Annotated in this window: 18 protein-coding genes; 8 read left to right on the forward strand and 10 right to left on the reverse strand. The window is 41.0% G+C overall.

Annotation, left to right across the window (positions count from 1 at the left end; translation table 11 throughout):
• Position 1: 1 nt before the first annotated feature.
• On the reverse strand, positions 2-670 hold the full coding sequence (locus tag QZ574_RS07445) for a hypothetical protein (RefSeq protein ID WP_297088397.1): 669 nt from the start codon (positions 668-670) through the stop codon (positions 2-4).
• A 93-nt stretch (positions 671-763) separates the two neighbouring features.
• Positions 764-2,410, reverse strand: coding sequence for a phospholipid carrier-dependent glycosyltransferase (locus QZ574_RS07450; protein WP_297088399.1), 1,647 nt, complete (start codon positions 2,408-2,410; stop codon positions 764-766).
• Positions 2,411-2,633: 223 nt separating this feature from the next.
• Here QZ574_RS07450 and argH point away from each other — a divergent pair, with 223 nt between their 5' ends.
• From argH to QZ574_RS07465, 3 genes are all read left to right on the forward strand, one after another.
• Complete coding sequence (gene argH, locus QZ574_RS07455) at positions 2,634-3,965, forward strand: argininosuccinate lyase (RefSeq protein WP_297088401.1); 1,332 nt, start codon at positions 2,634-2,636, stop codon at positions 3,963-3,965.
• A gap of 264 nt (positions 3,966-4,229) precedes the next feature.
• On the forward strand, positions 4,230-8,822 hold the full coding sequence (gltB, locus tag QZ574_RS07460) for a glutamate synthase large subunit (RefSeq protein WP_297088403.1): 4,593 nt from the start codon (positions 4,230-4,232) through the stop codon (positions 8,820-8,822).
• 20 nt (positions 8,823-8,842) lie between these two features.
• Entirely contained in the window at positions 8,843-10,327 is a 1,485-nt protein-coding gene (locus QZ574_RS07465; protein ID WP_297088405.1) for a glutamate synthase subunit beta, read from the forward strand.
• A gap of 290 nt (positions 10,328-10,617) precedes the next feature.
• Here QZ574_RS07465 and QZ574_RS07470 read toward each other — a convergent pair whose 3' ends face one another.
• From QZ574_RS07470 to QZ574_RS07480, 3 genes are read right to left on the reverse strand one after another with little or no spacing between them, the layout of a single operon-like run.
• Complete coding sequence (locus QZ574_RS07470; protein ID WP_297088407.1) at positions 10,618-11,001, reverse strand: hypothetical protein; 384 nt, start codon at positions 10,999-11,001, stop codon at positions 10,618-10,620.
• Between the two features lie 30 nt (positions 11,002-11,031).
• A complete protein-coding gene (locus QZ574_RS07475) occupies positions 11,032-11,976 on the reverse strand; it encodes a lysophospholipid acyltransferase family protein (RefSeq protein WP_297088409.1) in 945 nt (314 codons plus the stop codon).
• Between the two features lie 12 nt (positions 11,977-11,988).
• Complete coding sequence (locus QZ574_RS07480; protein WP_297088411.1) at positions 11,989-12,912, reverse strand: lysophospholipid acyltransferase family protein; 924 nt, start codon at positions 12,910-12,912, stop codon at positions 11,989-11,991.
• A 113-nt stretch (positions 12,913-13,025) separates the two neighbouring features.
• Between QZ574_RS07480 and QZ574_RS07485 the strand changes: the two genes are divergently transcribed.
• On the forward strand, positions 13,026-13,799 hold the full coding sequence (locus tag QZ574_RS07485) for a glycerophosphodiester phosphodiesterase family protein (RefSeq protein ID WP_297088413.1): 774 nt from the start codon (positions 13,026-13,028) through the stop codon (positions 13,797-13,799).
• A gap of 455 nt (positions 13,800-14,254) precedes the next feature.
• Here the strand turns inward: QZ574_RS07485 and QZ574_RS07490 are convergent, their stop codons facing one another.
• Together QZ574_RS07490 and QZ574_RS07495 are read right to left on the reverse strand one after the other, a co-directional pair.
• Complete coding sequence (locus QZ574_RS07490; RefSeq protein WP_297088415.1) at positions 14,255-14,863, reverse strand: class I SAM-dependent methyltransferase; 609 nt, start codon at positions 14,861-14,863, stop codon at positions 14,255-14,257.
• 6 nt (positions 14,864-14,869) lie between these two features.
• Entirely contained in the window at positions 14,870-15,796 is a 927-nt protein-coding gene (locus QZ574_RS07495; RefSeq protein ID WP_297088417.1) for a prolyl oligopeptidase family serine peptidase, read from the reverse strand.
• A gap of 168 nt (positions 15,797-15,964) precedes the next feature.
• Between QZ574_RS07495 and QZ574_RS07500 the strand changes: the two genes are divergently transcribed.
• From QZ574_RS07500 to QZ574_RS07515, 4 genes are all read left to right on the forward strand, one after another.
• A complete protein-coding gene (locus tag QZ574_RS07500) occupies positions 15,965-16,831 on the forward strand; it encodes a ChaN family lipoprotein (protein WP_297088419.1) in 867 nt (288 codons plus the stop codon).
• A 57-nt stretch (positions 16,832-16,888) separates the two neighbouring features.
• The gene (locus QZ574_RS07505) at positions 16,889-18,052 is read left to right on the forward strand and encodes an ATP-binding protein (protein WP_297088421.1); all 1,164 of its coding nucleotides are present in this window, start codon (positions 16,889-16,891) and stop codon (positions 18,050-18,052) included.
• Positions 18,053-18,216: 164 nt separating this feature from the next.
• Positions 18,217-18,915, forward strand: a complete 699-nt coding sequence (locus tag QZ574_RS07510) for a ChaN family lipoprotein (RefSeq protein WP_297088423.1) — start codon at positions 18,217-18,219, stop codon at positions 18,913-18,915.
• A gap of 188 nt (positions 18,916-19,103) precedes the next feature.
• Positions 19,104-19,877, forward strand: coding sequence for a LuxR C-terminal-related transcriptional regulator (locus QZ574_RS07515; protein ID WP_297088425.1), 774 nt, complete (start codon positions 19,104-19,106; stop codon positions 19,875-19,877).
• Position 19,878: 1 nt separating this feature from the next.
• Here the strand turns inward: QZ574_RS07515 and nadD are convergent, their stop codons facing one another.
• Genes nadD through QZ574_RS07530 form a run of 3 tightly spaced genes read right to left on the reverse strand, consistent with a single transcriptional unit; the run spans position 19,879 to position 22,035 of the window.
• Positions 19,879-20,520, reverse strand: a complete 642-nt coding sequence (nadD, locus tag QZ574_RS07520) for a nicotinate (nicotinamide) nucleotide adenylyltransferase (RefSeq protein WP_297088427.1) — start codon at positions 20,518-20,520, stop codon at positions 19,879-19,881.
• Positions 20,521-20,562: 42 nt separating this feature from the next.
• On the reverse strand, positions 20,563-21,138 hold the full coding sequence (gmk, locus tag QZ574_RS07525) for a guanylate kinase (protein ID WP_297088429.1): 576 nt from the start codon (positions 21,136-21,138) through the stop codon (positions 20,563-20,565).
• 21 nt (positions 21,139-21,159) lie between these two features.
• Positions 21,160-22,035, reverse strand: a complete 876-nt coding sequence (locus QZ574_RS07530; RefSeq protein ID WP_297088431.1) for a YicC/YloC family endoribonuclease — start codon at positions 22,033-22,035, stop codon at positions 21,160-21,162.
• Between the last annotated feature and the right edge of the window lie 80 nt (positions 22,036-22,115).

A 22,115-nucleotide genomic window follows, 5' to 3' on the forward strand; every position in this document is an offset into this window, starting at 1 on the left:
TTTATACTTTGGTTAATAGTACACTTTCTTTTTCATTATCGGGCTCCACAAAAACCAACATAAGCATCACAACAAACAGGGTCTCCCACAACTCCCAGATTCGAAGGTCGGGAATTATCAAAACAACACCTGTGCATACCAGCATTATAACGCTATGTTTAAATTTGGGGATTTGAACACCAAATAAATCAATTAAATTTCTGAAGAAATTCCAATTTCGATACAAGAGCAGCGACAGTACGAAATAAGAGCCAAAAACAAGCACCATGCCTTGCGAAAAAATCAACTTGTTAATTTTTACTCCATTTATTTCAAGGTTGTGCAAATTTGTTTCGTTTTGTAAATTATTCTGCGTAAAAAATTCACCTGATTCGATTGAAAAAATGCGTTGCCCCCACGATATCTCTTCACCGAAACCAAAAAAAGCACCAATAATTATCAGGAGATTTAAAAGAATCCAGTATTTATTTCGTGTGCGCCAGGTTTTTAGAAAACGTACTAAAAACAACACTGAAATTCCCAGCAGCACAAGGGCTGTAACATTTTCAAAAATGCCGTCTTCTGCAACAAATTTATGATAGAGCTCTTCGGCATAATAAAAGGTAGAAGCAGCTATTAAAACCGACATTATTATAATGTATGACACTCCTCTTAACAGTTTACTCATCATAATCCTATTGTTTAGTGAATATTTATTCAATTAAAGAAACTAGCTGCAACTACAAAAGCTACAGAAACAACGCACAAAAATAATAAAAGATAACTATTTACGAGGTTTGCCAATCAAGTACTTCTTTCCATTCTTTTTCGCATCAGTAATAAGTTTCACCAATTTACCCGGAAATTTATTTACAGGAACTGCTGCAAGTGTTTCAGAGCCGGGATAAATATCATACCCACTTAAATCGAGTAGATGCCTTTCATTTTCCTTAAAAGCGATCAGGTGGTTTGGATTTGCAGGCATGATATAAACCGAATCCATGCTAACAATATTGAGCGCCCCTCCGCTCTGCACCCTAACATTAGCCGGAATTCCAATATGACCGTAAACATAAACCGGATCATTTTTTTCTTCAAGTAAATTTGAGATTGAAACAACTAACTGTTTGGCGGGCACAGGCATTAGCACACTGCTTAGCAATACATGACCACTAAAATAAATCATCATAATCAGGTTGGCTATTATTACTTCGGCTCGAATATTTTTTATTAGGCCCAGAAAATAACAAAGATTCACAAGCGCAATTACAAGCAATAAAACAAACCATAATATATTAAAGGAAATAAAAACCTGATAACCTAAAGCCAGCAGCAATGCCACTAAATTTATACCGCCAAAAACCGCTAACACTGCCTTTCTTGCCCGAACAACACTGTTGTCAATTAAATAAGCAAGTGCCATTGCAATTAAAGGAATACCCGGCAAAATATACCTGTCGTAAAATTTAAAAACCGAGGCGGCCATCACAACAATTAACAATATCCAGCCTAATATAAATCCAAGAATTGCTTTATCCTGCCTACCTGATGCAGCAACAACTGCCCGCACTTTTTTGGGCTTTAAAACCACCATCAACACCCAGGGAACAAAAAACAGCACCAGGTTTACAATCCCAAGCATGCCATTCCCGAATACCTGTGCAAATTTTGACGACACCCGTTCCCCAACCTGATCGGCAAAAAAGACATCAAGATAAGCAGAGCCATGTAGCACGTACATGATAATAAACCAACTCAAAGCTACCACAAGCGAAACAACAATTGGCAGCGGCTTTAACAATTTACCAGGCCCAACACGCCGCCACGGATTAACAGCCAAAAACAACATACTTAATCCGGCAAATGCTGCCGCCGGAATTCCTTTGGTTTCAAAAGCCAATGCTGCCCCCAAATATGCCATCCAATAAAAACGCCGGGCAGGCTTGTCGCTTACCATTATTTCAATGAAACCCCAGGCACTTACCGTTAAAAAGGTGACAAGCAATATATCCGGAATTGTTCTGCTGGCGCTCATCAAAACCAAAGGATTCGATGCTACAATAAAGGCAGTAAGCACTGCCGTTTTTCGATTTTTAAACAACGAATAAGCCATAAAATAGCTAATAAGCACTAACAGCGCACCTGTTAGCCAGAAAAACAAACGAGCTCCAAATGGTGAAATTCCAAAAAGTCTGAAACCACTCATTAAAACCCAGTAGGTTATAATTGGCTTTTTAAAACGTGGCGTTTCTCCATCCGCTTGATAGGGCGTAAAACAATCCCCTTTTTCCATCATAAAAACAACGGCATCGGTATATCTTTTTTCGTCTGCATGAAAAAAAAGATAGTCCAAAGCACTTGGTGCCGAATAAAACAAAAATAAAACCGGGATAAGAATCAATATATATTTCTGAAGTTTCGAACTGTTCATTTTATCTATTGTATAAGACCTAAAAACTGGTTACTTACTATTGTATTGAAAAACGCTGTGCAAAAATCGTTATTTTTTTAATAACACGAAAGCTCCGATCAACAAAGCCCGGCTCTCATTTCAATTGAAATCATATCTTTGCCTTTTTAAAACAGACGAAACAAGCAAACGATGTCGGGAATTGTGCTTCAAGGTATCGTTTCCGTCTTCCAACTCATAAAAAATGAAACTCTGGGATAAAGGAACACCTGTAAACAAGGCAATCGAAGAATTTACTGTTGGCAAAGACCGCGAGCTGGATTTATACCTGGCAACGCACGATATTTTAGGATCGATGGCACATGTTACCATGCTCGAATCGGTTGGCCTTATTGAAAAAGATGAACTACCCGCATTACTGGCAGAACTTAAAAACCTATACAAAATAGCCGAAGACGGAGATTTCAGCATCGACGAAGGAGTGGAAGATGTGCACTCGCAGGTCGAATTTTTACTTACGGAAAAACTGGGTGATCTGGGCAAAAAAATACATAGCGGGCGCTCGCGCAACGACCAGGTTTTGCTCGACCTCAAGCTTTTTACCCGCGACGCGATTCGCGAAATTGCAGAAACAACAGCCTTGCTTATCGACGTTTTATTAGCGCGTGCAGCCGAAACTAAAGATATTTTAATGCCGGGCTATACCCACCTTCAGGTAGCCATGCCATCGTCGTTCGGTCTCTGGTTTAGCGCCTACGCCGAAAGCTTATCCGACGACCTGGAGATTTTGCAGTCTGCATACAAAATCACCAACCAGAATCCATTGGGCTCAGCAGCCGGCTATGGCTCATCATTTCCACTAAACAGGCAACTAACAACACACCTGCTGGGTTTCGAAAACATGAATTACAACGTAGTGTATGCACAAATGGGAAGAGGCAAGGTGGAAAAAATTGTTTCATTCGCCTTAGCTAACCTGGCAGCAACACTTTCAAAGCTGGCCTACGACGTATGTTTATTCATGAGCCAGAACTTTAATTTTGTAAGCCTGCCAACCGCATTTACTACAGGCTCGAGCATTATGCCGCACAAAAAAAATCCCGATGTATTTGAACTAACACGCGCACGCTGCAATAAACTTCAGGGGGTTCCGGCACAAATTGGTTTAATAATTAATAATTTACCAAGTGGCTATTTCCGCGACCTTCAGATGGTAAAAGAGGTTTTTCTGCCTTCTTTTAAAGAAATGAACGACTGCCTGAACATTGTAAATCTGGCAATCGATAAAATGGAAGTCAACAATACCATTTTAAACGACAATAAATACGACTATCTGTTTAGTGTGGAAGAAGTGAACAAGCTTGTTCTTCAGGGCATCCCTTTTCGTGAAGCCTATAAACAAATTGGCGAACAAATTGAAAACGGCAACTTTTCGCCGGAAAAGAGCGTAAACCATAGCCACGAAGGGAGCATCGGGAATTTATGTCTGGATAGTATTACGAAAAAGAAAGAAAAAATCATGGACAAATTTCTATTTAACAAAATAGATGAAGCCAAAAGTTCCTTACTGAACTAAAACGCCAAGTTGCTGAAAATGTGACAAATGTCACGTTTTTCAAAACACAGGCAGTTAAAGACTGCTTTTTCGATCATTTTCTCAAGGTTAATTGTATGTTATTAAACACAATTTGCCCATATCAGGATTGCGAATACACACCCGTTTGTTTATTTTTGATTTCACTTCGTAAGTAAAATATGGTTTTCGCTTACAGTTTTGCAGCAAGTTGGTAACGACAGCACCAATGCTGCTTTAGTGCGAATTTTAAAGAGAAAGGAAAATATGATGCAGACAAAAAAACCTGTAGCAAAGGGATTGTACCGCCCCGAATTTGAACACGGGAGTTGTGGTATCGGGTTTGTTGCAAACCTGAAGGGCCGAAAAAAGCACAGCGTAATATCTGATGCTTTATCAATGTTGGCTCGAATGGAACATCGCGGGGGTACCGGGTTTGATATTAAAAGTGGCGACGGTGCAGGGATATTATCGCAAATTCCACACGAACTTTTTATGGAAGAATGCCCAAAAGAAGGCATAAAACTTCCGCAGTTTGGCGAATATGGAGTGGCGATGATCTTTTTCCCAAAAGAAGATCGAAAACGTTCAGAATGTAAAGACATTATTACCAGAAACCTAAAGAAGTTTAACCTTCCATATCTGGGTTATCGAAAAGTACCTGTTGACAACTCAGACCTTGGTCGCGATTCGTTGGCAACCGAGCCGTACGCACAACAGCTTTTTATCGGCAAACCCGATGGAATGAGTCTTGAGGAATTTGACCGCAAGCTTTTTGTATTCAGAAAATACACCGAACGCCTTGCTCGCGAGTCGGTTAGCGGCTTGGGTTACGATGGGCTCAACATCATTTCTTGTTCGTATAAAACCATTATTTACAAAGGTCAGTTAACAACCGAACAAGTTTCGCTCTACTTTAAAGACCTCACCAACCCATTGGCAGTAAGCGCAATTGCACTTGTTCACTCGCGCTTTTCAACCAACACTTTCCCTTCGTGGAAATTAGCACAGCCTTTCCGCTTTATCGCACACAACGGTGAAATTAATACCAACAAGGGAAATATAAACTGGATGCGGGCGCGTGAAGTACTGCTGGAGTGCTCGGCATTTACCCGCGAAGAGCTGGAAATGATTTTCCCAATTTGCGACCTGAGAGATTCTGACAGTGCCAACCTTGACATGGCCATTGAAATGTTGGTATTAAGCGGACGCTCGTTACCGCATGTAATGATGATGCTAATACCTGAAGCCTGGCAAAATGCACCGGATATGGATCCGAAAAAGAAAGAATTTTATGAATTCTATTCGGCCATGATGGAACCATGGGATGGTCCTGCATCCGTATGTTTTACTGATGGTGTTTTAGTAGGGGCAACACTCGACCGAAACGGTTTACGCCCATCGCGTTATTGCCTTACCGACGATGATACACTAATAATGGCATCGGAAACCGGAGCAATTGATGTTCCTCACGACCAGGTGGTTATTCGTGGACGTTTGCAACCCGGAAAAATGTTTGTTGCCGATTTAGAGCAGGGACGCATTATTTCGGACGAAGAAGTTAAAGCTGAAATCTGTTCAGGCCAACCCTACGGCGAATGGGTAAAAGACAATATGACTTATCTGGATGATCTTCCATCAATTCCTGATTTGGAACTAAAAGATCCGGATACAAAAACACTTTTTAAACGCCAGAAAGCCTTTGGTTTTACGCACGAAGATCTTGAAGTAATTTTAAAACCAATGGCAGCAAACGGTGGCGAAGCCCTGGGCTCAATGGGTGCCGACAATCCCCTGGCCGTGCTTTCTGACCGCCCAATTCATTTAGCTCACTACTTTAAGCAGTTGTTTGCACAGGTTACCAATCCACCAATCGACCCCATCAGGGAGCGTATTGTGATGGACCTGAGAACCTATGTGGGTGGTTTTAAAAATATTTTGACTGAATCGCCGGAACATTGCCGACGTATTGCCATTCCTCAGCCTGTGCTTACCAACGAACAATTGGTAAAACTGGCTTATGTGGATCATACACATTTCCAAACTAAAAAAATCAGTATTGTTTTCCATGCCAACGGAAAAGAAGGAACTTTAGAAAACAAACTGGAGCGTTTGTGCCAGTATGTTGAAGATGCGATTGACGAAGCTTATTCAATCATTCTGCTTTCCGACTTTGCCATTAGCACCGACCATGCACCAATTCCGTCATTACTAGCAGCATCCGCCGTTCACCACCACTTAATTCGTGTGGGTAAGCGAGGAAAAGCCGACATTATTATGGAAGCTGGAGATGTTCGCGAAGTGCATCATTTTGCCACATTACTGGGCTATGGAGTCTCTGCAGTAAATCCATATATGGCCATCGACACCATTAAGCACATGGCAACTGATGGAAAACTTGGTGATTTATCGAAAGAACAAGCGATTCAGAATTATGTGAAAGCCATCGGTAGTGGCCTCCTGAAAGTATTCTCTAAAATGGGAATTTCTACGCTGGCCTCGTACCAGGGCGCACAAATTTTTGAAGCAGTTGGATTAAAGCAGGAAGTAATTGACAAATACTTTACCGGAACAGTAAGTCGTGTTGAAGGCTTAAGCCTTGATGACATCGCAAAAGAGGCAATGATGCGCCACCGGCAAGGATTCCCAACGCGCCAGGGCGGAGCCAAAGTTCTGGAGCCGGGAGGAGAATACCACTGGCGAAAAGATGGCGAACGCCATTTATTAAGTCCTGAGGCAATACAACTAATTCAGGAAGCCACAAGAAAAAAAGATTACGAGAAATACAAAAAATATTGCACCGTAGTTGACGAGCAGGCTGAAGCAGCGTTTACCCTGCGCGGACTGATGGACTTTACATCAGAACGAAAGCCTATTTCGATTGACGAAGTAGAACCGGCAGAAAGTATACTTACCCGCTTTGCCACAGGTGCGATGTCGTTTGGTTCTATCTCGTGGGAAGCACATACAACATTAGCCATTGCAATGAATCGCATTGGCTCCAAGTCGAACTCGGGTGAAGGAGGTGAAGACCCCGTGCGTTACACTAAATTACCCAATGGCGACGACATGTGTTCTGCAACCAAACAAATTGCATCCGGACGTTTCGGCGTTAACAGCTACTACCTGAGCATGGCAAAAGAGCTTCAAATTAAAATGGCTCAGGGTGCAAAACCAGGAGAAGGCGGTCACCTTCCGGGACATAAAGTAAACGGATGGATCGGACGCACTCGTAACTCAACTCCCGGAGTAGGCCTTATTTCGCCTCCTCCACACCACGATATTTATTCGATTGAAGATTTGGCACAGCTGATCTTCGACCTGAAAAACAGTAACCGTGATGCACGCATCAATGTGAAGCTGGTTTCTGAAACAGGTGTAGGTACTGTTGCCACCGGTGTTTGTAAAGCCAAAGCCGATGCAGTTCTAATTTCGGGATTTGATGGCGGAACCGGAGCATCTCCTATTAGCTCGATAAAACACGCAGGTTTACCTTGGGAGCTGGGCTTATCGGAAACACACCAAACCCTGGTGCGTAACCGTTTGCGTAACCGTATCGTTGTGCAGGCCGACGGACAAATGAAAACCTCGCGAGATTTGGCTATAGCTACCCTGCTGGGTGCTGAAGAATGGGGTGTTGCAACTATGGCTCTTGTGGTTGAAGGTTGTATAATGATGCGTAAATGCCACAGTAATACCTGCCCTGTGGGTGTGGCAACACAAAATGAGCGATTACGCGGTAAATTCAAAGGAAATCCGGACCATGTGGTAAATTATTTCGAATTCCTTGTTGAAGGACTTCGTGAAATTATGGCCGAGCTTGGTTTCCGTACCATTAACGAAATGGTTGGACAATCGCAATGCCTGAAATTTAAAGAAGATATTGACCACTGGAAATATAAAGGTCTTGACCTTAGCCCAATTCTATACAAAGAAACCGCAGGCGAAGAAGAAGGTCTTTACTGCAGCAAAGCACAAAACCACCAGATGGAAGAAATTCTGGATTGGAAATTTGTGGAAACAGCAGAAAAAGCGATCAAAAATGGGGAGAAAGTAGCGGCTGAATTTGAAATTAAAAACATTAACCGAAGCGTTGGAACAGTGCTGTCGCACGAGGTATCTAAAGTATACAAAGGCGAAGGACTTCCTGACGGAACCATTCATTTTAAATTGAAAGGCTCGGCCGGACAGTCGTTTGGTGCATTTGTTTGCAAAGGAATTGAGCTGGAAGTAGAAGGCGATGCCAACGACTATTTCGGAAAAGGACTGTCAGGCGGACACCTTTCAATCTATCCGGCTAAAAACGTGCAGTTTATTCCGGAACAAAACATTATTGTTGGAAACGTAAGTTTCTATGGCGCAACTGGCGGCGAAGCATACATTCGCGGAGTTGCCGGCGAACGCTTCTGTGTACGTAACTCTGGAGCAAAAGTGGTTGTTGAAGGAATTGGCGACCATGGCTGTGAGTACATGACCGGTGGGACAACAGTTGTACTGGGTAAAACAGGTCGCAACTTTGGTGCAGGTATGTCGGGAGGTATTGCATATGTACTTGATATCGATGGAACTTTCCCTGGCCTTTGCAATATGGGAATGATCGGACTTGAGAAAGTTACGGATAAACAAGAACAGGAAGAACTAAAAGCAATGGTTGCTAAACACCTGGAAAAAACCGGATCAACTGTTGCCGAGTATGTTCTTGCCGATTGGGAAGAAACAGTAGGCAAATTTGTAAAAGTAATTCCAACTGATTACAAACGCATGCTGAACTACATTGAAGAAGCCCGTAACACGGGTAAATACGACAAAGAGTCTGATATTATTGATGCTGCATTTGATATGCATCTGGCCAACTTGTAATTTTTTATAGACGTTAAGACATGGGAAAGCCAACAGGATTTTTAGAATATAAAAGAGTTTCCAATCCTACTCGCAAGGTAGAAGAACGCCTTAAAGATTGGAACGAGGTATACACGCTACGCAATAAAGAAACGTGTGAGAAACAAGGAGCGCGCTGCATGGATTGTGGTGTTCCTTTCTGCCATCGCGGGGCACTATTGCATAATGGAGCATCGGGTTGCCCGGTGTATAACCTGATACCCGAGTGGAACGATTTGATTTACAAAGGACGTTGGAAAGAAGCTCTTGAAAGGCTTCATCACACCAACAATTTTCCTGAATTTACAGGAAGAGTTTGTCCGGCACCTTGCGAAGCAGGCTGTGTTTTAGGAATTAACGAACCGGCGGTAACAATTCACGATAACGAAAGAACAATTATCGACAATGGTTTTGAACAAGGTTGGGTAGTTCCGGAGCCACCGGAGTGCCGCACCGGAAAAACCGTTGCCGTTGTAGGTTCAGGACCGGCAGGACTGGCATGTGCCGCTCAGCTTAACAAAGCCGGGCATACGGTAACCGTTTTTGAACGCGACGACCGTATTGGCGGCCTGCTGATGTATGGTATTCCGAACATGAAGCTGGATAAAAAAGTGGTTCAGCGCCGTGTTGATATTCTGGCTGATGAAGGAATAATATTTAAAACCAATACTGAAGTTGGTAAAGATATTCGGGCAAAGAAAGTGCTGGATGATTTTGATGCGGTTGTGTTAACAACAGGCGCAACAAAACCACGCGACCTGAATGTGGAAGGCCGGGAACTGGAAGGAGTACACTTTGCCATGGAGTTTTTGGCAGCCAACACCAAAAGTTTGCTCGACAGTAAACTGGAAGATGGTAAATATATTTCAGCTAAAGATAAAAACGTAATTGTAATTGGAGGTGGTGATACTGGTACCGACTGTGTAGCCACATCGTTACGCCACGGGTGCAAAAGTGTAACCCAGCTGGAAATTATGCCTCAGCCACCAAAAGAGCGTAACCACGATGGAAACCCATGGCCCGAATGGCCGGGTAACGAAAAAACTGATTACGGCCAGTACGAAGCAATGATTTCAAAAGGCAAAGATCCGCGAAAGTATTCGGTAATGACCACTAAAATTGAAGGCGAAAATGGAAAAGTAAAAGCCATACACACCGTTCAGGTTGAGTGGGTAAAAACAGAAAACGGCGGTAGAATGCCACAAGCTATTCCGGGAACCGAAAGATACGTAAAAACCGACCTGGTGCTTTTGGCAATGGGATTTTTAGGACCGGAAGACAAAATTGCTGAAGAGCTTGATATGGAACGAGATGCGCGTTCGAACTACAAAGCGGATTATGGGGAGTTTAAAACCAGTATAAAAAAGGTTTTTGCTGCCGGCGACTCACGGCGCGGACAATCGTTGGTGGTGTGGGCCATAAACGAAGGAAGAGCCGCTGCCCGCGAAGTAGACACCTTCCTGATGGGAGATACCGTTTTGCCCTAATTGGCAAACAACTATTTGCCAGGCGTAACCCGGCAAACCGTTTAAAGTAAAAATTAGCAATAGTCTTTTATATTGACTATGTGATTTTATAGTGCAGTTTTTTCAGGAGTTCCGGCGGGAGGAGGAAATATTATTATCCGAAACAAAATCACTTTCCCTTGACCAGAACGTGAAACGTCGGTTCTCCTTTTTTTGGCAAAATTTTAATTCAGATAAGGGGTTCCCGTTCGGGGAGCCCTTTTTGTTATCTACCAAATGCTACAAAAGAGAATAAGTACAAGAGAAGTTTATCATTGATGAATCCGAATCCATTCAACTGATGAATCGGGTTCAAATTTTACCACCATAAACTTGCTATGCAGTGGCCAAAAGAACAATCGTTCCTGCTTAACCAGGTAATAAATATAATCTTCATTGCTACGGTCGGGTTGCCCCAACAAATCAATAATTTCGGTTTTTTTCAAACTTCTGATGGTATCGTTGTAAACCACATCGTTAAGCATTTTATCTCGATACGGATATTTTTTTCCGTTTTTTTCAAGCCATAAGGTTTTGTCAAAAGTCAGTTCGCTGGGCGGTTTTTCAGTCATGCCCTTTTCGTAATTTTCCAGATCGGTACTACAAGCCAGACCTAAAACAAACACAATAATGCTCAGTAATTTTAGTAGTTTCATTTACCTGAATTTTTGGCTTACAAAAAATGGTTACACGGTGAGTTCTATATCCTCAGGGCGCTTATGCTTCCAACGGCGGTGCGACCAAAGGTAAAACTCCGGAGTTTCACGTATAACTTCTTCCATTTTTCGGATGTAGGTAAGCAAAATATCTTTTGATTCAACCTTCGAAGGATCGTCGAAAAGCAAGGAGAACTCTGCTTCGTAGCGCCCCCGTCCTGTTTTCTTCAAATGCAAAAAGAAAATGGGCTGGTTTGTTTTTATGGCAATCTTTTCAGGGCCGGTAAAAAATGGCGCTTCCCGGTTTAAAAAGATGGTCCAGAACGGCGAATTGGCTGGTGGAGTTTGATCGGCAGCCAACCACAAAACCGCAGGCTCACCTCGCTTAACATACTGAATGGCCGTACGTGCCGATTTATGCACCGGAACCGACTCACCCCCCCATCGTCCGCGCGAATGTTCGATAAACTTTTCAAAGGCGAAATTGCCCCGGATAGGATTTACAATCATCAGTAGTTTATGGGCCGCTTTACGTTGAATCGAGCTGCACCATTCCCAGTTATTGTAATGAAATCCAAGCAGCATAATGCTTCTGCCCTGTTTAGCATATTGCAAGGTGGGCTCCAAACCTTTAACCACCAGCCGCTTATCCATTTCTTTCGCACTGATACTGTGTAACTTTATGGTTTCCAACGAAAAATCGCAAAAATGGCGGTAATAACGAGCCATAATTTGTTTAATCTCTACTTCGCCTTTTTCAGGAAAAGCATGCCGCAGGTTATCAAGAATTACCTTTTTGCGGTAACCAATTACGTATCTTATAATGACATAAAAAAAATCGGCGATACCACAAATTATCCAAAAAGGCAACAAAGCCACCAACTTTAGCACCAATACTAACAGACCATTCACCAGGCGTTTAAAAAATCCCTCGTGATACCGTTTATCTTTTTTTCGTAAACTTTCATCAACCATGCCAACCAAGTTCTATTGTATTAAAGCTGTGCCCTCCGGGCGTTTGTGTTTCCATCTTTTGTGGCTCCAAAGATAATACTCCGGTTCATTTTTTATTACTTCTTCCATTTTTTCAATGTAGCGTAACAAAATCTCACCCGATTCGATTTTTGCAGGTTCTTCGGCAATCAATTCATAACAGTATTCGTACCTGCCCCTGCCCAAGCGTTTTGCATATTGAAAAAATACGGGGTGATTGGTTTTTTGCGCAATTTTTACGGGTCCGGAGAAAAAAGACGCCTCGCGATTAAGAAACCTTACCCAGTACTGCGAACTTTCCAACGCACTCTGGTCGGCAATCAGACCCAATACCACCGGAATATTTTCAGCAACATACCGAAAAGCCACTTTTGCTGCACGTCCCATTTGCACCGCTTCACCTCCACATTTTTCGCGCGACTGCAATAAAAAAGCATCCATGTACTGATTATCGCGCATTTTATTATAAACCATTAACAGTTTGCAATCCAGCTTTAGCTGCAGGGCGCTCGACCACTCCCAGTTACCATAATGAAAGGCCAAAAGAATAGCCCCATTATTTTGGATGGCTCGTTTATTTAAATCTTCTACTCCGGAAAATTTCAGTCGTTTTTCCAGTTCGCCTACTGAAAGGCTGTACAGTTTTATACTCTCGAGTGTTACATCGCAAAAGTAGCGGTAAAAACAATTTCGTAAGCGTCGGATTTCTTCCTCTGATTTCTCGGGGAAAGCAAACCGCAGATTTTCGGTAATTACTTTACTGCGGTACTTTATCAGGGTTTTAAGCAACAAATATAACACATCAGAAATGCCGTAAAGCACGGCAAATGGCAAACGGGCAGCTGCTTTTAACAACAGCACAACCAGCTGATTACCTGTCTGACTGAAAATACTCTTTTTGTTGGTGTTTTTACCCATTAATTCACCTGAATTGCCTGTTAAAATAGCTTAAAAAACAGTTTCAAAACTACACTTTTAAGCTTACATTCGCTAAAAATATTTCTATATTCGACTGACGAAAAACTAGAAACATGAGAACAGTAATTTCACTTTTATTTCTTTTTATTGGAATAAATACCATGGCACAGAACACGTTTATCGCACATCGGGGAGCATCGTACCTGGCACCGGAAAACACGATTGCGGCAGCTAAGCTGGCCTGGGAATTGGGAGCCGATGCCGTTGAAGTTGACGTGCATCAGTCAAAAGACAACCGGGTTATGGTAATACACGATAAAGATACAAAAAGGACCTGCAACGGTAAGAAAAATCTGGAAATTGAAAAAAATCCATCAATACTATTACGTGATCTGGATGCAGGTGTTTGGAAAGGAGAAGAGTTTAAAGGAGAAAAAATTCCATTCATCACCGAAATAATCGAAACCGTTCCGGAAGGCAAAACACTGGTGATAGAAATAAAATGTAATGAAGAGGTGCTACCGTCATTAAAACGTTGTATTAATAAAAGTGGCAAAGAAAGACAAATTGTATTTATCAGTTTTAGCTGGAAAACGATCTTAGAAACTCATAAAGAATTTCCACAAAATAAATGCTATTGGCTGAGTGCCTTAAAGCCAGGGTTAAAGAAAAAAATGGAGCAAGCTGCTGAAGAAGGGCTTTCCGGAGTAAACCTGAAACATTCAATAATCGATGAAGAAATAATGGCCCATGCCAAAACACTAAACCTGGAGGTACTTACCTGGACCGTTGACGACCCAGAAGAAGCCAAACGGCTTACTGCAATTGGAGTTACCGGGCTAACAACAAACCGCCCCAAATGGTTAAAAGAGCAAATGGATAAATAAAACAATCGAGCTTACCAGAGATCAACAACTAATTTCAACGTTTTCTTGTATCCCCTTATTAATTGGGACTGATTTAACGCGTTATACTTTCATGAAAAAAGGAGCCTCGGCAGCTGAGACCCCTATGGCAATCATCTTCAATCACTTAAAGGTGATATTGCCTATTGATTGATGCAGTACTTTTGCAAATGCCGCTCCAAATTTTGTTAAGCGTTACTAACAAAGTGGAACAAGTGTTAAGACGGGCATAAAAAAGGGCTGCCTCCGCTAAAAGACAACCCATGTTTCTGACGTTTTCTGAATACTGTTTATTGTACTCATTCAGCTTTCATTTCCTAAGCACATTTCAAAAATAAAGGATAACTCTGTTAAGACGGATTAACAAAGACAAATTATTGTTAAACAAAATTTATCAATGTTAAAAGTGTTAATTCCTGGTTATGGAAAAAATGAACTTACGCCTTATGATTTTGTGCACGCACCAATTGAAAAGCACCTTTCCCGATATGTTTCGATCGTTGAAGAGTAAATCCATTTTCCGGCAAAATAGTTGCCAAACCTCCAGCTTGTGTGTAGCTTTTAAAGTTTCGGTTGTGTTCTGCACCCGCCATAAACTCAGCAATTTTACTTCCCACACCCGCATAATTTTTTGGTAAGGGCACAGCATAATCCAGCATAATAATTTTATTGGCAATCTTTTTAATTTCGGCAAGAATGGTTTTATGCAGATGGAGAGGGAACTGGTGAAGAGCCATGGACAAAATGGCTACATCGAATTGTTGCTTGTAGAAGTAGCTCAAATCGGTGGCATCGCCTACCACAAACGAAACATTTTTTAGCTGTTGTTTTTCGGCTTTTCTGTTCGCAAAACTCACCATCGATTCGGAAAGATCAACACCGGTTACCCATTTTACTTTTGCCGACAGCTCCAACACTTGTGCCCCGGTTCCACAAGCAATATCAATTACCGTATCGCCATATTCAATTTCAAGCGCCAGGCGTTTTCGTAAATTACCCAGCAGCGGATCAATAATTGTACTGTATACAAAACCTGTTTCTAACATCTATTTCTACTTTATTGCTTTAAAAAACGACCATATTTCGTCACAGCCATTCATATCCTGGTTCACATTACCAATAAATCTTTTAGGCAGATACTGTCGGGTTCCCGGCCAGGTGTGTCCGCCGTTTTCAATACGAATGTTTACCACCTGAATAGCTGAATTATCGGGGTTTTTCCAAACAGTTTTATGAACTGTACAATCATCACTCGTATTTAAATCGGGATAATCCGTTTCTTCTGCCAATACAAGGCAGCTGTTTTCTTCTTTCCAAAACTGAATGCTTTCGTGTACACTTAGCACCTCCCCTCTTTGCTGATTAAAAACGGTAACCGGCCCACCGTTGTACGGAACCAGGGGGTCGGCTGTTCCGCAAATAAAAATTACAGGCACAGGCTGCTCCAGGCTCATAGCCTGCTGATCTTTACTCATATTTGCAGCTACCACATCAATTGCTTTAAAAATTCGGGGGCGTTCAAGGGCCAAACGCTGCACCATAAAACCACCGTTTGAAATACCACAGGCAAATATACGCTCTTCATCAATCGATAGCTGCTTTTTAAGATCGTTAATCACCACATCAAAATAGCGAACATCATTAATTTTTAATCTACGTGCTTCCGTAAGCGTATCGCGCTCGCCATCGTTCCATCCCTTTTTATAACCATTCGGGTAAACAGCAATAAAACCATCGCGTTCGGCCAGCTGGTTAAAACGGTACTTTGTAAATCGCGGCATCCGGCTGGCTCTTCCTCCGCCACCGTGCAAAATAAAAACCACAGGGTGGGCTTTTCCTTCAGAATAATTTTTGGGCACAAACAATTCGTAGTTCCGTTTTAGTCCTTCAACAACCACCGGCATAGTTTCCGTCCATCGTTGTGCCAAAGCGAGTTCAGCAAGAAAAACAAGCGTTATTGAAAGTAGCAATTTGTTCATTCCCGGCGAAAGTATTTACTTCATAAACTCAATGAAGTTTTTTTTGTTGTTATCTATGTCTAAAAATAATCATAATGAAACGAGCATGTAAAACATTACACCCGAGAGGATTATTAAAATACGTGCGAGTTCCATACTATACAGCTAAGAACAAATAATTTTAATAGCATGAAAAACTATCTGATTCTAAGTATTCTCGCTCTACTTTTATTTTCCTCGTTTAAATCCGACAAGCCCGCTTATAACCTTTACAACAAAGAAGGGAAAGCTGTGAGATACGAAAAAATGCTAAAAGTGCTGGAGGATGCCGATATTGTTTTATTTGGCGAACTGCATGATAATCCGATTTCGCACTGGCTGCAGCTGGAGATAACAAAAGACCTGTACCAACAAAATGGTAAAAACCTGGTTTTGGGTGCTGAAATGTTTGAAAGCGACAACCAGGTAATTATGGATGAATACCTGACAGGAAAAATTTCGCAACGGAATTTTGAGGCTGAAATTCGCTTATGGCCCAATTATAAAACTGATTACAAACCTTTGGTAGAGTTTGCCAAAGACAGTGGCCTTTATTTTGTGGCCACCAATGTTCCGCGTCGTTATGCAGCCTTGGTAAATAAACAAGGATTTGAAGGGCTGGAAGAGCTTTCTGACGAAGCAAAAGCATTCTTGCCACCACTTCCGCCTGCTTACGATTCAACATTGGAATGCTATGCCAGCATGATGAAAATGGAAGGAATGGGCAGCCATGTAACTCCGAATTTCCCAAAAGCGCAAGCCATAAAAGATGCGACTATGGCACATTTTATCCTGAAAAACTGGGAGCCGGGAAAAGTACTTTTGCATTACCACGGTGCTTATCATTCGCAAAATTTTGAAAGTATTTACTGGTACCTGAAACATGAAAACCCGAGTTTAAACATCGTTACTATTCACAGTACCATGCAGAAAGATGTTTCGGAATTAAAAGAAGAAAATACGGGTCTTGCTGATTTTACGATTTGCGTAGATGAAGATATGACCAGAACGAGGTAATTTGCTTTTTATGCAATTTTTATGCATTTTTGGAATTGAATTCCATATTTGCATAATATGATACAACGAGATATTGGAAATAAAATACTTGAAATCAAAGATAAAATGCCGGTAATTTGTGTTACCGGTCCAAGGCAATCAGGCAAAACAACCCTTGTAAAATATCTCTTCCCCGATTATAAATACTACAATCTTGAATTTCCGGAACACCGACAATTTGCCCAAACCGATGCAATTGCCTTTTTGGCAAACATTGAACAGGGAATAATAATTGATGAAATTCAGCGTGTTCCTGAATTACTGTCTTCCATTCAGTATTTTGTGGATGAAAGAAAATTAAATGGCAGGATAATTATTACCGGCTCCCAAAATATTTTATTAATGCAATCGGTAAGTCAGACACTGGCTGGCAGGGTTGCTCTTTTTACTCTTTTACCTTTTTCTTTTTCGGAACTTGAGGGGACAAATTTTGAAGAAAAAGAATTTGAGAGCTATATGGTAAAAAGTTTTTTCCCCAGGATTTACGATGAAAACCTTGATGTAAATACCTGGCTTCAGGATTATACAAATACGTATATCGAAAGGGATGTCCGGCAAATTACAGCAGTGAAAGATTTATCGTTATTTACCAAATTTTTACAATTGTGTGCGGGGCACACCGGGCAAATTATTAATTTTTCAAGTTTTTCGAACAACCTGGGAGTTGATGTTAAAACCGTTAAAGCCTGGATGTCAGTTTTAGAAACCAGTTTTATCGTTTTTCTACAACAACCTTATTACCGAAATTTCAATAAAAGAGTAATAAAATCGCCACGTTTGTTTTTCTATGATACAGGACTGGCCTGCAACCTTCTTGGGATAAACAAAAAGGAAGATTTACTTTCTCATTATTTAAGGGGGGGGCTTTTTGAATCGTTTATTATCTCCGAGTTACATAAAACAATCTTCAATCAAAAAAATAACGGAAAAATCTATTTCTTCCGTGATTCAAATGGAAATGAAATAGATGCCCTTATTGAAATGGAAGGGCAATTAAAAACAATTGAAATTAAATCGGGGAAAACCATAATTCCTGACTTTTTTAAAAGCTTCCATTATTTCAATAAACTTTTTTCTGAATTAAATACACAGAATTTTTTGGTTTACGGCGGTGGCGATTTTCAGCAACGAACTGCTGCAACAGTTGTTGGCTGGAAATATTTGAATAGGATATTTGAGTAAGTTAAGATTCAGGGAACCGTTCTCTTTTTAAAAGAATGGTTCCTTAAAACTCAATCCGTTTTATTTATAGGGTGAAACAAAGAAATATTAGAGGTAATAGTATCTCAAATAGAGAAATATGTTTTTTTTGAAAATATGGTACCGATTACTTTAAAAGGCACGGATTGCAAATACGCGCCAGCGAGGGGCAACTGGAACTCACCAAAGATATGTACGAAAAGAATGGGCAAGACCTGATATTGGGTGCAGAAATGTTTGAAAGCGACAACCAGGTAATTATGGACGAATACCTCTCGGGAAAGATTTCGCAACGGAATTTTGAAGCGGAAGCACGACTTTGGCCCAACTACAAAACCGACTATAAACCCCTGGTTGAATTTGCCAAAGACAGCGGTTTATATTTTGTAACCACGAATGTTCCCCGACGTTACGCCGCTTTAGTAAACAAGCAAGGTTTCGAGGGTTTAGAAGAACTTTCGGATGAAGCCAAGACATTTCTGCCACCATTACCAGTTGCTTACGACTCTACGCTAAACTGCTACAAAAGTATGTTGGAAATGATGGGAATGGGCGATCATGTTAATGAAAACTTCCCAAAAGCACAGGCCATAAAAGATGCTACCATGGCACATTTTATTCTGCATAACTGGAAGCCAGGCAAAGTGCTTTTGCATTACCACGGCGCTTATCACTCGCAAAATTTTGAAAGTATTTACTGGTACCTGGAACATGAAAATCCCAACCTAAAAATTGTTACCATTCACTCTACTCTTCAAAAAGACGTTTCGGAACTGAAAGAAGAAAACACAGGTTTAGCTGATTTTACAATTTGTGTAGATGAAGATATGACACGGACCAGATAAAGAAAGCAGGATCCGGAGTCCTGCTTTATAAATTTCGTGTGACCGGAGAACTTCTTAATTCTCGTTTTTGCATTTTTTTAAATGCATCCGCAAGATACTTTAGTATGAGAAGAAATTAAATACCCTATTTTAGGTATTTTTTACGTATCTTGAGTCTTTATGGCAAAAGAGATGAATAGAACCTGAGAATGGATGAGCAAAGTATTGATAAAATAAAAAAGGCTTGGGAGCCCAACAAAATTGCGCACCCTGTAAAGAGCGAATTATACCTGAACATCATTGAACAAGTGGCTAATTTATTCTCTGCCGGCAGTTTCTACTATTACATCATGAATTTTGCAAGCCTGCAAATGGAACATGTTGATCCACGAATTGAGGATGTTCTGGGTGTAAAACCAAAAGACTGGAACCTCGACAAAATGTTTGAACTGGTTCATCCTGAAGACCTGAAACAAATGCATAACAAAGAAGCCAAAGCGGTGGATTTTATTCTGAACCACCTGAAAACTCAAGATATTTTAAAGTATAAAGTGGTTTATGTATTGCGCCTGCGCCATATCAACGGAACCTACAAAACTATTCTTCAGCAATCCAAAACCCTTACCCTTTCTGAAGATGGAAAAGTACAACAGGTTTTGGGCATACATACCGATGTTACCTACCTAAATATGCCGGTTGACCACAAAATTTCATTTATTGGCGATGGGCTCCCATCATATTACTCCTTATCAACCGACAATGAATTCAGGCCAGAAAAGCTGGATTACCATACACTATTCACTGCACGAGAGAAGGAGATTCTGGCCAATGTTGCAAAAGGAAGAACCTTTGCTGAAATTGCAACCATTCTAAACATTTCGCCACATACCATTAATACGCACAAAAAAAACATATTAAAGAAAACCGACTGCCACAATACTACCGAGCTAATTGCCCGTTGTGTTCGCGAAGGAGTAATTTGATTTATCGGTAAAAGTTCATTTCTTCAAGGTATTCCCAACTTTTTTGGGGAACAAAATGCCGAATATCTTTCCCCTCTTTTATGGCTCTCCGAATAAATGAAGAGGATATTTCCATTAAAGGAGCCTCTTTAGCAATGGTAATATTTTTATTGACCTTAACTTTTGCGGGGTTAAAACCTGGGCGGGGATAAACAATTATTCCATAATCCTCAACAATCGTTTCGAAATTTTTCCACTTATGAAAGTTTTCCAGGTTGTCAGATCCCATCAATATTTTAAAATGATAATTGGGATGCTTCTCTTTTAGATAAGTCAATGTGTCAACCGTATAGCTGGGTTTCGGCAAACTAAATTCGATGTTTGAGGCCCGGAAGCGATCGTCGCCATCAACAGCCCGATGTACCATTTCAAGGCGATGATAGTCGGCTAACAGATTATTCTTTTTCTTGTGTGGATTTTGCGGCGAAACCACAAACCAAAGCTGATTGATATTGGTATACTCCACAATGTAATTGGCAATGGCCAAATGCCCGATATGAATGGGATTATAACTTCCGAAATAAAGCCCAACCTTCAATTTAAGATTGGTTTTTGGAGCAAGTATGTCAGTTACCAGGTTATTCATAAATTTCTTGGTCTCCAAAATCAATTTTCAGATTTATAAACTACTCCTCACAAATTGATTTCAGGATAATTCTGAACTCAAAAAGTCGGCTAATACATTTTCTGCCTCAAGATAAGCATCATCCAGTTTATCGTTAATAATAACCACATCAAACTGCGGTGCAAAGCTCAGCTCATGTTCGGCTTTGGCAACCCGCATTGCAATTTTTTCTTCACTGTCAGTCGACCGGCCAACCAGGCGCTTACGCAGCTCTTCAACCGATGGAGGCTGCACAAAAACAGCCAAGGCCTCATCTCCGTAATATTTTTTAATATTCAGTCCCCCAACAACATCTACATCAAAAATTACATTTTTGCCTTGCTCACGAATCCGTTCCACTTCACTTTTTAAAGTTCCGTAGCTGGTTCCCTGGTACACCTCTTCCCACTCCAAAAACTCATCGTTTTTTACTTTTTCTATAAACTCGTCGGCCGATAAAAAGTAGTAGTCTTTACCATGCGTTTCGGTATGGCGTGGTTCGCGGCTGGTAGCCGAAATTGAGAATTCCAGATCAAAACCCTGTTTTAATAAATGCTTTACTATGGTTGTTTTTCCTGCCCCTGAGGGGGCTGAGAAAATCACTAGCTTTCCTTTCATTACTTCTTCCTTTTGCCTTTGCTACAACACGTTTAACAATTGCTCTTTTACGCGCTCCAGGTGGTCTTTCATTTGCACCACAATTCGCTGAATATCGCTGTGGTTGGCTTTTGAACCAATGGTATTAATTTCGCGCCCAATTTCCTGCGATATAAAACCAAGCTTTTTTCCCGAGGCGCCTTCTTGTTTTGCGGTTTCAAAAAAGTACTCGCAATGGTTGGCCAAACGAACTTTCTCTTCGTTAATATCCAGTTTCTCCAGGTAAAAGATAAGTTCCTGTTCAAAACGGTTCTGGTCAACACTACCGTTTAGTTTTAAGGCCTCCAGGTTATCGGTCAGTCGCACTTTTAGCGCATCTATCCGCTGTTTCTCAAAAGGTTCAACGTCTTTCAACAGCTTATTTATGCTTTCCACATTCCCAAGGATATCGGCTTCAAGCGCCTGGCCTTCTTTTTGGCGGAAATCGTTAATATCGTCGAGTGCAGCCAGAATATTGGTATAAATAGTCTCCCACTCCAGTTCGTCGAGTGTTTCGTACTCGGTTTTAACCACATCGGGTAAACGCATGGCGGCATGCAAGGTGGTATGGTCGGCACCAACTTTTAAATCTTTACTTATTTGTTCGAGATGTTTAAAATACCCTTTCAAAATGGGTTCATTAATTTTTGAATTGGTCTCATCTCCCAGGTTTTCCACATAAATATTAAAATCAACTTTACCACGTACCAGTTTTTCGGCAATAGCCTTGCGTATAATGATGTCTTTTTCGCGATAGAGTGCCGGCGTGCGTGTATTAATATCGATTTGCTTGCTGTTTAGTGATTTTATTTCGATGGTAACTTTTTTGTTGTTTACCTCGAATTCCGCTTTACCGAAGCCGGTCATTGATTTTATCATAGTGAATATTTTTATTCAAATTTAGTATAAAGTCTGTAAAAACTGCTGTTTACCCAAGTGATAGTTTCAGCCGCCAACCC

Origin of the sequence: uncultured Draconibacterium sp. (genome assembly GCF_913063105.1) — a bacterium.
Lineage (GTDB): Bacteria > Bacteroidota > Bacteroidia > Bacteroidales > Prolixibacteraceae > Draconibacterium.

Coding starts and splice junctions, on each gene's coding strand:
- QZ574_RS07445 (WP_297088397.1), bottom strand. CDS start 670: ATGATGAGTAAACTGTTAAGAGGAGTGTCATACATTATAATAATGTCG.
- QZ574_RS07450 (WP_297088399.1), bottom strand. CDS start 2,410: ATGAACAGTTCGAAACTTCAGAAATATATATTGATTCTTATCCCGGTT.
- argH (WP_297088401.1), top strand. CDS start 2,634: ATGAAACTCTGGGATAAAGGAACACCTGTAAACAAGGCAATCGAAGAA.
- gltB (WP_297088403.1), top strand. CDS start 4,230: ATGATGCAGACAAAAAAACCTGTAGCAAAGGGATTGTACCGCCCCGAA.
- QZ574_RS07465 (WP_297088405.1), top strand. CDS start 8,843: ATGGGAAAGCCAACAGGATTTTTAGAATATAAAAGAGTTTCCAATCCT.
- QZ574_RS07470 (WP_297088407.1), bottom strand. CDS start 11,001: ATGAAACTACTAAAATTACTGAGCATTATTGTGTTTGTTTTAGGTCTG.
- QZ574_RS07475 (WP_297088409.1), bottom strand. CDS start 11,976: ATGGTTGATGAAAGTTTACGAAAAAAAGATAAACGGTATCACGAGGGA.
- QZ574_RS07480 (WP_297088411.1), bottom strand. CDS start 12,912: ATGGGTAAAAACACCAACAAAAAGAGTATTTTCAGTCAGACAGGTAAT.
- QZ574_RS07485 (WP_297088413.1), top strand. CDS start 13,026: ATGAGAACAGTAATTTCACTTTTATTTCTTTTTATTGGAATAAATACC.
- QZ574_RS07490 (WP_297088415.1), bottom strand. CDS start 14,863: ATGTTAGAAACAGGTTTTGTATACAGTACAATTATTGATCCGCTGCTG.
- QZ574_RS07495 (WP_297088417.1), bottom strand. CDS start 15,796: ATGAACAAATTGCTACTTTCAATAACGCTTGTTTTTCTTGCTGAACTC.
- QZ574_RS07500 (WP_297088419.1), top strand. CDS start 15,965: ATGAAAAACTATCTGATTCTAAGTATTCTCGCTCTACTTTTATTTTCC.
- QZ574_RS07505 (WP_297088421.1), top strand. CDS start 16,889: ATGATACAACGAGATATTGGAAATAAAATACTTGAAATCAAAGATAAA.
- QZ574_RS07515 (WP_297088425.1), top strand. CDS start 19,104: ATGGATGAGCAAAGTATTGATAAAATAAAAAAGGCTTGGGAGCCCAAC.
- gmk (WP_297088429.1), bottom strand. CDS start 21,138: ATGAAAGGAAAGCTAGTGATTTTCTCAGCCCCCTCAGGGGCAGGAAAA.
- QZ574_RS07530 (WP_297088431.1), bottom strand. CDS start 22,035: ATGATAAAATCAATGACCGGCTTCGGTAAAGCGGAATTCGAGGTAAAC.